Consider the following 12,781-nt stretch of genomic DNA (forward strand, 5'->3'; position numbering starts at 1 on the left):
CATGGGAGATCCTTTCCGCACGGCGTCCTCCCAACCCCCACCCACCAAGGCGTTCAGCTCCCTGGGTCGGCGCCTGGTGCTGGCAACGCTGTTGTTCTGCCTGTTCTTTACCTTGGCGATGGTCACCTGGCGCACCTGGTTGGCCTGGGAAAACAACCTGGCGGAGATGAATTCGGAGCTGGCCCTGATCGATCAGGTGTTCCAGAACACCTTGGCCCACGCCATTTGGGAACTGGACCGTGAATCCCTCGACCAGCAAATCACCAGCGTCGCCGCGGCGGCCCCCGTGGGGCGCGTGGTGTTGAACATCCTGCGTCCCGGGCAAGCGCCGGAAGTCATCGAACTCAATCGATACGCCGTCGATCAATCCGGCGTGGTGCCGGTGCTGCATCGCCAGCTCATCGCCGAGCCCTACGCCGGGGCCCATGAGAAAGTCGGTGAACTGACCATCGAAGGCGACAATAACCTGCTGTGGGAGCGGCTCTGGAGCGAAGCACGCAGCATCGTCATCACCCAGCTCATCCAGTCCCTGCTGTTGGCCGGGTTGGTCATGACCATGTTCAACCGCCTGGTGACCGTGCATGTGGTACATATCGCCCGTCACCTGGGCGAACTCGCGCCGCATACCCTCAAACATCACCTCAAGCTGCAACGGGCGGTGCATCGCCAGGACGAACTGAGCCTGCTGGAATTCCAGGTCAATGAACTCCAGGACAATCTGTGCGCCCACCTCGAACGCCAGCGCTCGGACGAACTGGCCCTGGCCGCCAGCCGCGATCAAATGGCCGAACTGGTGGAGGCACGCACCGCGGAACTGAAGGCCGCCAACCAGTCGCTCGAAGCGCTGTCCCGTCACGATGCCTTGACGGGCCTGGCCAATCGTCGCTACTTCGACGAATTGAAGGAAATCGAGTTTCGCCGGGCAATCCGCCACAACACCCCGCTGGCCGTGCTCATGTGCGACGTCGATTTCTTCAAGATCTACAACGACACCTACGGCCACATGCAGGGCGACCTGTGCCTGAAAGAAATCGCAGAGACCCTGCGCAGCGTGTTCGGCCGCTCTGGCGAACTGACCGCCCGCGTAGGCGGCGAAGAGTTTGTCGTGGTCCTACCCAATGTCGACGCCGCACAGGCCTGCCAAGCGGCTCAACGCTTTCGCACCAGCCTGGCGGAACGTGAGCTGCCCCACAGCGGCTCGAAGGTCTCGCCTTTCGTCACCGTGAGCATCGGCGTTGCCGAGCTGGACCCGGAGACCATGGACCATTTCGATCAATTGCTGCAACGCGCCGACCAGGCGCTGTACCGGGCCAAACACCAGGGACGCGACCGCGTCGCCCTGTAACAACCACCGCGCGCCATGAGGTCTGCATATGCACATTCGCCTGACACTCTGCTCATGCCTGCTACTCGCCTCGATCAGCCTGGCAAGCCACGCCGACACAATCGAAGTCGTCACCGAAGACTCGTTGTACGCCTATCAGCGTGACAACAAGGTCGTCGGGCCGGGCATTCGCATTGCCGAGGAGACACTCAGAAGCGCGCAGCTCACCGACTACAGCCTCTCGCTGTACCCGTGGGCCCGGGCTTACGAAAAAGCGCTGCACGAGCCCAACGTCCTGATCTTCCCGCTGGACCGCACCCCGGCCCGCGAGACGTTGTTCAAATGGGTGGGTGAAATACATCGGGTGGCGAGCCGGCTCTATAAAATGCGTGATAACCGCGACATCACTGTCAGCAGCCTCGAACAGGCCAAGCAGTACAGCATCGGCGTGGTGCGAAACGACGCCAAGCAGATTTACCTGCAGCAGCGCGGGTTCACCCGGCTGGTCATCTCGGCCAACAACCACGACAACTTTCAGAAACTGCTCAATCGCCAGATCCAATTGCTGCCGATGCCGGAGAACACCGCACGCCTGATGAGCCAGGATGCCCAAGTGGATTTCGCTTCTCTGGAAGAGGTCTATACCCTCGACGAACAACCCCACAGGGTCCACTTGGCCTTCAGCCTGAGCACGTCGGACGAAGTCGTCGCCAAGGCCCAGCGCGCGTTCGAAAAACTCAAGGCTTCCGGTGAAGTCGCACGAATCATGAACGAACAGCGGTAGACTCTGGGGGATCACACCGCAAGCAACGATGAGGTATGTCCCGATGAGTAAAGCGTCCTACGTTCCGCCCAAGGTCTGGAAAAACGACGCCCCGTCTGGCGGCCATTTCGCCAGCATCAACCGCCCTGTCGCCGGGCCGACTCATGACAAAACCTTGCCGGTTGGCAAGCACCCGCTGCAGCTCTATTCCCTGGCCACGCCCAACGGCGTGAAGGTGACCATCCTGCTGGAGGAACTGCTGGCGCTGGGTCATACGGGCGCGGAGTACGATGCCTGGCTGATCCGCATCAACGAGGGCGACCAGTTCTCCAGCGGTTTTGTCGAGATCAACCCCAACTCCAAGATCCCGGCCCTGCTGGACCGCAGCGTGGAACCCGCCGTTCGGGTCTTCGAATCCGGCTCGATTCTGCTTTACCTGGCGGAAAAATTCGGCGCCTTCCTGCCCACCGATCCGGCGGGCCGCACCGAAACACTGAACTGGCTGTTCTGGCAGATGGGCTCTGCCCCGTACCTGGGTGGTGGCTTCGGGCACTTCTACGCGTATGCGCCAGAGAAACTCGAATACCCGATCAATCGCTTCACCATGGAAGCGAAGCGTCAACTCGACGTCCTGGACCGCCGCCTCGGCGAAAGCCAATACCTGGCAGGCAACGACTACACCATCGCCGACATCGCGGTCTGGCCCTGGTATGGCCAACTGGTGCGCAACAACGTGTACGGCGCCGCCGAATTCCTGAGTGCCCACGAATACACCCATGTGCAGCGCTGGGCGGAAGACATTGCCAAGCGCCCCGCCGTCCTGCGCGGACAGCGGGTCAACCGCACGTGGGGAGATGAGGCGAGCCAAGTGCCGGAGCGGCATGAGGCTGGGGATTTGGGCTGAGGCCAGGTCGCACGCCGGATCGGTGATAAACCTGGCTCCTCAACTGACACAGCCCCCCTGTGGGAGCGAGCTTGCTCGCGATGGCGGTGGGTCAGCTGGCCTCGATGCTGGAGTGCCGACGTCTTCGCGAGCAAGCTCGCTCCCACATTGGATCGGGGGTGAACCTCGCTTTCTCGACTGGCACAGCCCCTCCTGTGGGAGCGAGCTTGCTCGCGATAGCGGTGGATCAGTTGGCCTCATGCTGAATATGCCGACGTCATCGCGAGCAAGCTCGCTCCTACAGTTTTTTATCCAGTATTCAGCGGTTGCAAATACTGATTTTTCCGCAGGTTTCCCAGGACCAATACGAAAGTCGCTATCCAACAGACGGAGCAACCCCCAACCAAAAGCCCCTATGGACCGCCCCCGCAAATAGCACAAGCTCACGCCCATACAAGTCCCCAGCCATGATCGCTACAGGGAAAGGACTCCGCACGCATACCTCGTACGCGTCACATCGCGCTCAACCGAGTCCCGCCATGAATCTATCGAATCTCTTCAACAAAGCCCGAGCCCGCACACAAGGGGCGGTCAGCGTGGCCTGCACGTTGAACGAACTGGACCAGGCGCTGGCCAACGTACGCATCACACCGGTATTGATCGCCGGGTTTGTCTCCCCTCACCTGGACATCGACCGGGTCGCCGCCAAGGTCAAGCAGCGTTTTCCCCAAAGCGCCATCAGCCTGTGCACGACGTCGGGTGAGCTGTGCAACGGTGCGGACACGCTGTATTGCCAGACCGGCGAGACCTGGGACCGGGTGGTGCTGCAGCTGTTCGACGCCAGTGTGATTGCGTCAGCCGAGGTGGTGATGGTGCCGCTGGAGTGCGAGGACATTCGCGGTGGCGGCAAGCGCCTGGCCATGCGTGAGCGAATCGCTCGGTTGGTGAATAACATCAAGCAGGCGCAGGTGAGCACGCCCATTGACCATCGCGATACCTTGGCCTACGTGGTGTTCGATGGTCTTTCGGCTTCCGAATCGTTCTTTATGGAAGCGCTCTATGAATCAGGCCGTTTCCCCTGCCTGTTCGTTGGCGGCTCAGCCGGTGGCAAGGCGGATTTCAAGAAGACCCTGATCAGTGATGGGCAGCGCAGTTACCAGAACCATGCGCAGATCGTTTTTCTGAAAACCGCAGAGGATGTGCGCTTCGGGGTGTTCAAGAGCCAGAACTTCCAACCTGCCGGGCTGACATTCAGCGTGCTCACCGCATCAGTCGAAGACCGCACCATCGACCAGGTCATCGACAGCCGTGGAAACATCAAGAGCATGGTCCAGGCGCTGTGCGATGCCTTCGAGTGCAGTGCCCAGGCGCTGGAAAAGAAGCTGGCCGATTATTCATTCGCCATCCGCGTGGGTGATGAGCTGTTCGTCCGTTCCATTGCCCGCATCGACCATCAGCAGCAGATCATCCAGTTGTTCTGCGACGTGGCGCCCGGCGAAGAGCTGGTGGTGATCAAGCGCACGCCCCTGCGCGAGGCGACCCGGCTCGACTACGAGAAATTCCTCAAGGGCAAGGGTGGCCGGCCGGTGGCCGCCATTCTCAACGATTGCATCCTGCGCCGGCTCAACAACAGCAGCGACCTGGGCAGCATGGCCGGTATTTTCGGAGATGTGCCTCTGGCCGGCTTCTCGACGTTTGGTGAAATCCTCGGTTTGAACCTTAACCAGACACTCACGGCGATTTTCTTCTTCAGGGTCACCAAGGGCGCCGGTTTTGTCGACGAGTACGTCGATCACTTCATCACCCACTATGGCGAGTTCAAGGCATTTTTCCTACGTCGCCAGATCAAGAAGCTGGCGGGTCTGAATCATGTCGTGGTCAAGCAGATCATGGCGTTCAAGATGAATGACTTCAGCAGCGCCTTGGACACTCGCGGCCTGGACCAGACGATCCTGCCGGTGTTCGACGGCCTGACGGACCTGGGCCAGGTATTGGCGCAGGCCAGCCAGCAACAAGCGTTGATGGCGACGCAAATCAAGCATTACTCCGGCGAACTGCACCTGTCGATGGATGACCTGACGGGCACGATCGACCGGCAAAACAGCGTCGCCGAGCAGGCCGGCACCACCGTCGAGCAGCTTGCCACGCAAGCAGGTGAAGCGGTGGTGGGTGCCCGTGCGCTCGCCAGCTCAAGCTTGCGTATCCAGTCGATCGTACAGGTCATCCAGCAAATCGCCGGCCAGACCAACCTGTTGGCCCTCAACGCCGCCATCGAAGCAGCGCGGGCCGGTGAGATGGGCAGAGGCTTTGCGGTGGTGGCCGATGAGGTCCGCAAACTTGCGGAAATCACCCGCCAGAATGCCGCGGAAATCGGCGTGGACATCGGCCTGCTCTCGACGGAGATCCAAGGCGTTGCCCAACAGATCGAAGACCAGTCCGTCGCCGTGGGCGCCCTGCGGGAGATGCTCGATGCCCTGGAAGACTCCAGCCGTACCACCGAAGGCACGGCACAACGCACGAAGGCCATCGCCGACACCTTGACCGGGCTGACCCACGCCAATGCTTGAGGCCGAGTCGCCCCGGCGATGGATCGAAATTGAGTGACCACCACAATTCCCCTTGTGGCTGTTCACAGGCGTCACCGTCAGGGAATCAACATCTGCACCTGCCCCGGCACGACGATCTTGATCACCCCGGCCCAGGTGCACATCAAGGTGCTGTTGGCATCGATGGCCGGCATGTTGCCCAGCAGCAAGGTCGGTGCGCCGCCGGGGATCCATGGGGCCGCAGTGGCCGGGATGCAGGGCATGGGGGTCAGCACGCCCAGGGCCGCCGCGGTGGCGGCGGCCACGGTGGGATTCGCCAGGCTCATGCACATGCCGAAGGTGGTGATGTTCACCAGCGGGATGTGATCCATGATGTTCGCCGCCGGCATCCCGCCGGTCAGCAGGCGATTGACCGGCAGCACATTGAGCACCGCCGGGGCTGCGCCGAAGCTGCATTGCAGGGTCGCGGTGCTACAGACTTGCGGGCATCCCATCGCGTGGCTCCTTTGACAGCGACTCCCCCAAACCATAGCTCGCCCGCTTCCGACGCGCACGCCGCCATGCATCAAGCCCGCTGATTATCCGGCAACACGCTAACCTATAAGACCTTGGCGTGCTTGTGACGCCTCCCACGCGCCATTAGATTAGCCAATGATCGATGGCCTCCAAAATAAGCAGAAGGGATAAGCATGGCGTTTACTGATCAGTCCACCCGCGTGCGCGACGGTGAAGAACTCGATGCCAACCTGATCGACCCGTACCTCAAGGCCCACATTCCCGGCCTGACCGGCCTGCCACGGATCAGCCAGTTTCCCGGTGGCGCGTCGAACCTGACCTACCTGCTGGAATATCCCGAACAGGAATTCGTCCTGCGTCGGCCGCCGTTCGGCCACAAGGCCAAGTCCGCCCACGACATGGGCCGTGAGTTCCGCATCCTCAACCAATTGCGCGAAGCGTTCCCGTACTGCCCCAAAGCCTACGTGCATTGCACTGACGAGTCGGTGATGGGCGCCGAGTTCTACGTGATGGAACGGGTCAAGGGCATCATCCTGCGCTCCGACCTGCCGCCGGAGTTGGGTTTCGACGCCGCCCGCACCGAAGCGCTGTGCAAGAGCTTCATCGACCGGCTCGTCGAACTGCACCGCGTCGACTACAACGCCTGTGGCCTGGCTGACCTGGGCAAGCCCGAAGGCTACGTGGCCCGGCAGATCCGTGGCTGGAGCGACCGCTACGAAAAAGCCCTGACCCCTGATGCGCCGAAATGGGAGACGGTCAAGGCCTGGCTCAACGACAAGATGCCCGCCGACCACCCCACGTCGAGCATCGTCCACAACGACTATCGTTTCGACAACGTGATCCTCGACCCCGAGAACCCGATGCAGATCATCGGTGTGCTGGACTGGGAACTGACCACCCTGGGCGACCCGTTGATGGACCTGGGCAACAGCCTCGCCTACTGGATCGAGGCGGACGACCCGGCGCCGGTGCAACTGATGCGCCGCCAGCCGAGCCACGCCCCCGGCATGCTGACCCGCCGCGAATTCGTCGATTACTACGCCGAGCGCGCCGGGATCCGCATCGACAACTTCGACTTCTACTACACCTACGGCCTGTTCCGCCTGGCCGGGATCGTCCAGCAGATCTACTACCGCTTCTTCCACGGCCAGACCCAGGACAAACGCTTCGCGCAGTTCGTTCAGATGAACAAACTGCTGGAGCAGATGAGCCTGCAGGTCATCGGTAAATCCACGCTCTGAGCGCCCCATCACAAGGAAACAGCATGTCCAAGACCCAGTTGTTCGACCTCGACGGTAAAATCGCCTTCGTTTCCGGCGCCAGCCGCGGTATCGGCGAAGCCATCGCCAAACTGCTGGCCCAGCAAGGCGCCCATGTGATCGTGTCCAGCCGCAAGCTCGACGGTTGCCAGCACGTGGCCGATGCGATCATCGCCGCCGGCGGCAAAGCCACCGCTATCGCCTGCCACATCGGGGAAATGGAGCAGATCAGCCAGGTGTTCGCCGGTATCCGCGAACAGTTCGGGCGCCTGGACATCCTGGTGAACAATGCCGCCACCAACCCGCAGTTCTGCAACGTCCTGGACACCGACCTGGGTGCGTTCCAGAAAACCGTGGACGTGAACATCCGCGGCTATTTCTTCATGTCGGTGGAAGCCGGCAAGCTGATGCGCGAAAACGGCGGCGGCAGCATCATCAACGTGGCGTCGATCAACGGTATCTCGCCGGGGATCTTCCAGGGCATCTATTCAGTGACCAAGGCCGCGGTGATCAACATGACCAAGGTCTTCGCCAAGGAGTGCGCGCAGTTCGGCATTCGCTGCAACGCCTTGCTGCCGGGCCTGACCGACACCAAGTTCGCCTCGGCGCTGGTCAAGAACGACGCCATCCTGAAAACCGCCCTGGCGCAGATCCCCCTCAAGCGCGTGGCCGACCCGAGCGAAATGGCCGGCGCGGTGTTGTACCTGGCCAGCGATGCGTCGAGCTACACCACGGGTGTGGCGTTGAATGTGGATGGTGGGTTCCTGTCCTGATAGCGAACGCCATGGAAGACCTGTGAGAACCCTGTGGGAGCGAGCTTGCTCGCGATGGCGGTATGTCAGCCAAGAGCTTTTTCACTGACACTCCGCCATCGCGAGCAAGCTCGCTCCCACAAGGGATCCTCTGTGTTCGAAGAAATGAATATTTATTCCAACATTTGCAATTAGCGAATATTTATTCCATAAAGAACCTTCTGAACATAACAATTCAAAGGGCTCTTTCTCATGCGTGAACTCGGCATCGGTCTGATTGGCACCGGCTTCATGGGCCGTGCCCATGCCTTGGCGTTCCACAATGCCAAAGCGGTGTTCGACCTCCCCCTGAACCTGACACTCGCGGCCCTGGCCGACGCCGATCCACAGCGTGCCCGGCAGTGCGCCCAGAGTTGGGGGTTCGAGACGGCCCACAGCGACTGGCAACGGCTGATCGACGACCCGAAGGTTCACCTGATCGCCATCACCACACCCAACCACCTGCACTTCCCGATGGCCATGGCGGCGTTGGCGGCGGGCAAGCCGGTCTATTGTGAAAAACCCCTGGCGGTGTCCCTGGAGCAGGCCGAGCAGATGCGCCAGGCGGCCAAGACCGCCGGGGTGGTGACCCGGGTCGGCTATAACTACCAGCACAACCCGATCATCCAACTGGCGCGGGACATGATCCAACGCGGCGAACTGGGACAGATCATCAGCTTCCAGGGTGAGTTCAGCGAAGACTTCATGGCCGATCCCGCCTCGCCGTGGTCATGGCGTTGCGAAGCGACCCACGCCGGTGGCGCACTGGCCGACCTGGGCAGCCACCTGCTGGCCATGGCCCGACACTTGTTGGGCGATATCGAGGCCGTGTGCGCCGACAGTCAGACCGTGCATCACCAACGCCCTGCCAGCGCCGGCAATGCCGAACAACGGGCCATTGCGGTGGACGACCACGTCCACGCCCTGCTGCGTTTCGCCAATGGCGCCCGAGGCACGGTGAGCAGCAGTTGGCTCAAGCATGGCTATAAGAACCACCTGAGTTTCGAGATCAGCGGCACCCTCGGCACCCTGGCGTTCGATCAGGAGCGGCTGAACGAACTGCGCCTGTGTCGCGTCGGCCAGCCAGGTTTCCAACGCCTGCTGGCCGGCCCGGAATTGCCCGGCTATGCCGCATTCAGCCCCGCCGCCGGACACCAGTTGGGCTACAACGAATTGAAGACGTTGGAGGTGCAGGAACTGATCATGGCCCTCGCTGGCGAAGGCGGCAGCGGCACGGACTTCGATGAGGCCTGGGAAGTGGAACGGCTGGCGGCGGCAATACGCATCGCGGCGCGGGAGGAGCGTTGGGTCAGAGTCAGCGAGCTGTAACCGCTCACCTCAGTGAACACTTTTGTGGCGAGGGAGCTTGCTCCCGCTGGGTTGCGCAGCAACCCTAAAGAGACTGAATGCTGAATGCGACCAACCTGACACACCCGGGTGAATGGTTTTAGGGCGACTTCGTAGCCCAGCGGGAGCAAGCTCCCTCGCCACGGGGGACCGCGTTCACTGGGTTTGCAATTGAACCAACCGCCCCGCCAACGCCTTGGCCTGACTCGCCACGTCGGTCACGGCGGTGCTTTCCCACCACATCCCCCGCAGTGGCGGGCCCATGGCGAACAGGCGCTCGGCGGGTCTGCCTTCGGCATCCAGCACCGCACCATCGGCACGGGCGGCGATGCCCAGGGCCAGCGGCCCCGGCTGGACCAGTCCCCGGGATAACAACTGTTGCGGCAACGGCCGTGCAACGCGGCGCCAGTCATATTCGATACCGCTAGAGTTGATCAACGCTGCGCCCTGCACTACGGTCAGCCCGGCCTCGCCCCGTCGGCGGAGGTGAATACCTACTGTACCCTCGGGAGCCGACGCCAGCCCCTTGAACGACGCCGCCTGAATCCGCAACCGCCCTTCCCCATGCAAACGCGCCACCAGCTCGGCGCTCAACGGCGGCGAGCGATGGTGATGACTCTCCCACCATGGCCGCACATGCCGCACGAATTGCCGGCGCTGCACCTCGCTGGCCTGGTTCCACAAACGCCCTATATGCGCACGCACCGTGTCCAGCGGCGCTTGCCAATCGATGCCTTGAGCTTGGGCCTGGCGGCATTGCTCACGCAGGGCCCGCATCAACTGGCGTGGCGAACGCAGGCTGTGATCTTCGGCGAGGAAATCCACCCAGGCCGGCGGCTGGCGGCGCACGTGGGGCAACAGCCCATGGCGGGAAAACACGTCGATGGGGCCACGGTGCCCAGCCTGCTCCAGGGACACGACGGCATCGACCATGGTCAGTCCCGAGCCGATGATCAGCACCGTGGCCTGGGGATCGAGCTGGCGCATCGCGGCCACATCCCAGGGATCCAGGGCCGCGGCATTCAAGCCGCTGGATTCGGTTTGCGGGGTGTGCGCCGCCGGGAACATGCCGGTGGCCAGCACCGCGAAACCACCTCGCAAGACTTGGCCGTCGGCAAGCGAAACCATCACGGCATCGTCGGCAAGCCGCAGGTCCACTGCCTCCCCGCGCACATGCTCGGCAGTCGAACCGTTTTTTGCGCCCATCTCGCGAGCCTCGGCCAGGCGTTGCTGCACATACAGACCAAAGATTCCCCGGGGCGGGAACAACTCGCTGATCGGCACGTGTTGCTGATCCGACTCGGGCCAGCCGCCGGCTTCGATGAATGCGGTGAGCCATTGGGTCAGGTCGTCGGCGTTGTCCGGATCGACGCTCATGCGCGCCGCGTTGCCGTTCAAGGTGTGCCCCAGTTCCACGGCACTGTAGGCCTCGCCTCGGCCCAGCTCGCTGCGCGGCTCGACGATCAGCACCTCGCGCCGGCCCGGCAGGCGCAGCAATTGCGCGGCCAGCATGGTACCGCTCAGGCCGCCGCCGATGATCAGGATATCGGCTTCGCGGATGAGGCCACTCCCCTGTCGTTCCAGCGCTGTGTCCATACCGCTCTCCCCAGGAATCAAATCACCACGTTGCGTACGAATCTCGCCGCCACCGGCCCATCGTTGCGATAAGCATGGGGCTGGTTGCTGGCAAACATGAAAAACTCACCGGCACCGATCTGGCGCGCTTCATCGCCCAACAGCAAGGTCAGGCAACCTTCGAAGACGTAAAGCTGCTCGCTCCAGCCATCGGCGTCGGGTTCGGAATGGTAATGCTCGCCGGGCTCCAGGCGCCATTCCCAAAGCTCGACTTCACGGCTGGCGGTGGCCTTGGCCAGCAACACGGCCTTGCTGCCGGGGATGGTACCGGCCCAGGCCACTTCGTTGATGCGACTCGGGTCACGCGCCTCGGGGGCCTGGATCAGATCGCTGAAGGCCACGTCGAGGGCTTCGGCGACACGGTCGAGGGTGGTCAGGCTGACGTTCTTTTCCCCCGCCTCGATGGCCACCAGCATGCGCCGGCTGACCCCGGACAATTCCGCCAGCGCGGTCTGGCTGAGCTGCGCGGCATGGCGCAGGCGACGGATGTTCTGGCTGACGTGTTGCAGGACGGAAGCCCGCTGGCCGGATGCTTTGTGCACTATATTGCTCACATGGTAGGGCTGCGCATTATACTGCCCAACTTCGGACGCATTGTGCGTCCGCCTCAAATAGCGCGCAAGGTCATGGCATCGGTGAACTCTCCTCAAGCTTCCTCCCGTTTCTCCCGGTTCAGTAAGGCCGAATGCGTGCTGGTGCTGATCACCATGATCTGGGGCGGGACGTTCTTGCTGGTACAGCACGCCATGACGGTCAGCGGACCGATGTTTTTCGTCGGCCTGCGCTTCGCGGCCGCCGCCGCGCTCGTCGCACTGTTTTCCTGGCGGCACCTGCGCGACCTGACGCTGTTCGAACTCAAGGCCGGGTGCTTCATCGGCGTGGCCATCATGCTCGGCTACGGTCTGCAGACCGTCGGCCTGCAAACCATTCCCAGCAGCCAATCGGCGTTCATTACCGCGCTCTACGTACCGTTCGTGCCATTGCTGCAATGGCTGGTGCTGGGCCGTCGCCCTGGGCTGATGCCCAGCATCGGCATCATGCTGGCGTTCACCGGCTTGATGCTGGTGTCGGGGCCGGCGGGCGCTTCATTGAATTTCAGTCCCGGTGAAATCGCCACATTGATCAGCGCCATCGCGATTGCCGCCGAGATCATCCTGATCAGCGCCTATGCCGGCCAGGTCGACGTGCGCCGGGTGACCGTGGTGCAACTGGCAAGCACGGCGGTGCTGGCGTTCCTGATGGTGGTGCCGACCCAGGAAGCGATCCCGGATTTTTCCCTGTTGCTGCTGGTCAGTGCCGTGGGCCTGGGCGCCGCCAGCGCCGCGATCCAGGTGGCGATGAACTGGGCACAGAAAAGCGTCTCGCCGACCCGCGCCACGCTGATCTATGCCGGCGAACCGGTGTGGGCCGGCATCGCCGGGCGCCTGGCAGGCGAGCGACTGCCAGCGATCGCGTTGTTCGGCGCGGCGCTGATCGTGGCAGCGGTGATTGTCAGTGAGCTGAAGACCCGCAATAAAGACGCCATCAAGGTGGATGAGGTGCTTGAGCGCGAGCAGTGAGGCCGGGGGCGTTTGAGCCTGTGTAGGAGCTGACGAGTGCAACGAGGCTGCGATCTTTCCCCAGACACTTGAACCCCAAGCGAAAGATCAAAAGATCGCAGCCTTCGGCAGCTCCTACACAAGCCCAGCGGGAGCAAGCCCCCTCGCCACGGATGATA

11 protein-coding genes and 1 pseudogene are annotated in these 12,781 nt (G+C 62.4%); 9 read left to right on the forward strand and 3 right to left on the reverse strand.

Annotated features, from left to right (window positions below):
* Position 1: 1 nt before the first annotated feature.
* The 5 genes and pseudogenes from BT125_RS02035 to BT125_RS29900 all read left to right on the forward strand — a co-directional run bounded on the left by BT125_RS02035 (position 2) and on the right by BT125_RS29900 (position 5,537).
* Entirely contained in the window at positions 2–1,345 is a 1,344-nt protein-coding gene (locus BT125_RS02035) for a GGDEF domain-containing protein (RefSeq protein ID WP_072404857.1), read from the forward strand.
* Positions 1,346–1,373: 28 nt separating this feature from the next.
* A complete protein-coding gene (locus BT125_RS02040; protein ID WP_072404859.1) occupies positions 1,374–2,108 on the forward strand; it encodes a substrate-binding periplasmic protein in 735 nt (244 codons plus the stop codon).
* 43 nt (positions 2,109–2,151) lie between these two features.
* The gene (yghU, locus tag BT125_RS02045) at positions 2,152–2,991 is read left to right on the forward strand and encodes a glutathione-dependent disulfide-bond oxidoreductase (protein WP_072404861.1); all 840 of its coding nucleotides are present in this window, start codon (positions 2,152–2,154) and stop codon (positions 2,989–2,991) included.
* A gap of 518 nt (positions 2,992–3,509) precedes the next feature.
* A pseudogene (locus BT125_RS29895) lies at positions 3,510–4,664 on the forward strand (FIST signal transduction protein); the annotation flags it as partial.
* Between the two features lie 372 nt (positions 4,665–5,036).
* On the forward strand, positions 5,037–5,537 hold the full coding sequence (locus tag BT125_RS29900) for a methyl-accepting chemotaxis protein (RefSeq protein ID WP_371857781.1): 501 nt from the start codon (positions 5,037–5,039) through the stop codon (positions 5,535–5,537).
* Positions 5,538–5,614: 77 nt separating this feature from the next.
* Here the strand turns inward: BT125_RS29900 and BT125_RS02055 are convergent, their stop codons facing one another.
* The gene (locus BT125_RS02055; RefSeq protein ID WP_072404866.1) at positions 5,615–6,010 is read right to left on the reverse strand and encodes a DUF4280 domain-containing protein; all 396 of its coding nucleotides are present in this window, start codon (positions 6,008–6,010) and stop codon (positions 5,615–5,617) included.
* A gap of 195 nt (positions 6,011–6,205) precedes the next feature.
* Here BT125_RS02055 and BT125_RS02060 point away from each other — a divergent pair, with 195 nt between their 5' ends.
* From BT125_RS02060 to BT125_RS02070, 3 genes are all read left to right on the forward strand, one after another.
* Positions 6,206–7,273, forward strand: a complete 1,068-nt coding sequence (locus BT125_RS02060; protein WP_072404868.1) for a phosphotransferase family protein — start codon at positions 6,206–6,208, stop codon at positions 7,271–7,273.
* 23 nt (positions 7,274–7,296) lie between these two features.
* Positions 7,297–8,064: an SDR family oxidoreductase gene (locus BT125_RS02065; protein WP_003180553.1), complete on the forward strand. Its 768-nt coding sequence runs from the start codon at positions 7,297–7,299 to the stop codon at positions 8,062–8,064.
* Between the two features lie 231 nt (positions 8,065–8,295).
* Complete coding sequence (locus tag BT125_RS02070; RefSeq protein ID WP_072404871.1) at positions 8,296–9,411, forward strand: Gfo/Idh/MocA family protein; 1,116 nt, start codon at positions 8,296–8,298, stop codon at positions 9,409–9,411.
* 174 nt (positions 9,412–9,585) lie between these two features.
* On the opposite strand, the gene BT125_RS02075 is transcribed toward BT125_RS02070, so the two are convergent.
* Together BT125_RS02075 and BT125_RS02080 are read right to left on the reverse strand one after the other, a co-directional pair.
* Entirely contained in the window at positions 9,586–11,025 is a 1,440-nt protein-coding gene (locus tag BT125_RS02075) for an FAD/NAD(P)-binding protein (protein ID WP_072404873.1), read from the reverse strand.
* A 17-nt stretch (positions 11,026–11,042) separates the two neighbouring features.
* The gene (locus BT125_RS02080; protein ID WP_072404875.1) at positions 11,043–11,606 is read right to left on the reverse strand and encodes a helix-turn-helix domain-containing protein; all 564 of its coding nucleotides are present in this window, start codon (positions 11,604–11,606) and stop codon (positions 11,043–11,045) included.
* Between the two features lie 12 nt (positions 11,607–11,618).
* Between BT125_RS02080 and BT125_RS02085 the strand changes: the two genes are divergently transcribed.
* Positions 11,619–12,623: a DMT family transporter gene (locus BT125_RS02085; protein WP_177344970.1), complete on the forward strand. Its 1,005-nt coding sequence runs from the start codon at positions 11,619–11,621 to the stop codon at positions 12,621–12,623.
* The last annotated feature ends 158 nt before the right edge of the window (positions 12,624–12,781 follow it).

The sequence above is a fragment of the Pseudomonas sp. NFACC04-2 genome, assembly GCF_900119265.1.
In the GTDB taxonomy this organism is placed as follows: domain Bacteria; phylum Pseudomonadota; class Gammaproteobacteria; order Pseudomonadales; family Pseudomonadaceae; genus Aquipseudomonas; species Aquipseudomonas fluorescens_AA.

What these genes read in the sequence shown, in the direction of transcription:
- BT125_RS02040 (WP_072404859.1), top strand. Translation starts at nt 1,374, where the DNA reads ATGCACATTCGCCTGACACTCTGCTCATGCCTGCTACTCGCCTCGATC.
- BT125_RS02070 (WP_072404871.1), top strand. Translation starts at nt 8,296, where the DNA reads ATGCGTGAACTCGGCATCGGTCTGATTGGCACCGGCTTCATGGGCCGT.
- BT125_RS02085 (WP_177344970.1), top strand. Translation starts at nt 11,619, where the DNA reads ATGGTAGGGCTGCGCATTATACTGCCCAACTTCGGACGCATTGTGCGT.
- yghU (WP_072404861.1), top strand. Translation starts at nt 2,152, where the DNA reads ATGAGTAAAGCGTCCTACGTTCCGCCCAAGGTCTGGAAAAACGACGCC.
- BT125_RS02075 (WP_072404873.1), bottom strand. Translation starts at nt 11,025, where the DNA reads ATGGACACAGCGCTGGAACGACAGGGGAGTGGCCTCATCCGCGAAGCC.
- BT125_RS02055 (WP_072404866.1), bottom strand. Translation starts at nt 6,010, where the DNA reads ATGGGATGCCCGCAAGTCTGTAGCACCGCGACCCTGCAATGCAGCTTC.
- BT125_RS29900 (WP_371857781.1), top strand. Translation starts at nt 5,037, where the DNA reads ATGGATGACCTGACGGGCACGATCGACCGGCAAAACAGCGTCGCCGAG.
- BT125_RS02065 (WP_003180553.1), top strand. Translation starts at nt 7,297, where the DNA reads ATGTCCAAGACCCAGTTGTTCGACCTCGACGGTAAAATCGCCTTCGTT.
- BT125_RS02035 (WP_072404857.1), top strand. Translation starts at nt 2, where the DNA reads ATGGGAGATCCTTTCCGCACGGCGTCCTCCCAACCCCCACCCACCAAG.
- BT125_RS02060 (WP_072404868.1), top strand. Translation starts at nt 6,206, where the DNA reads ATGGCGTTTACTGATCAGTCCACCCGCGTGCGCGACGGTGAAGAACTC.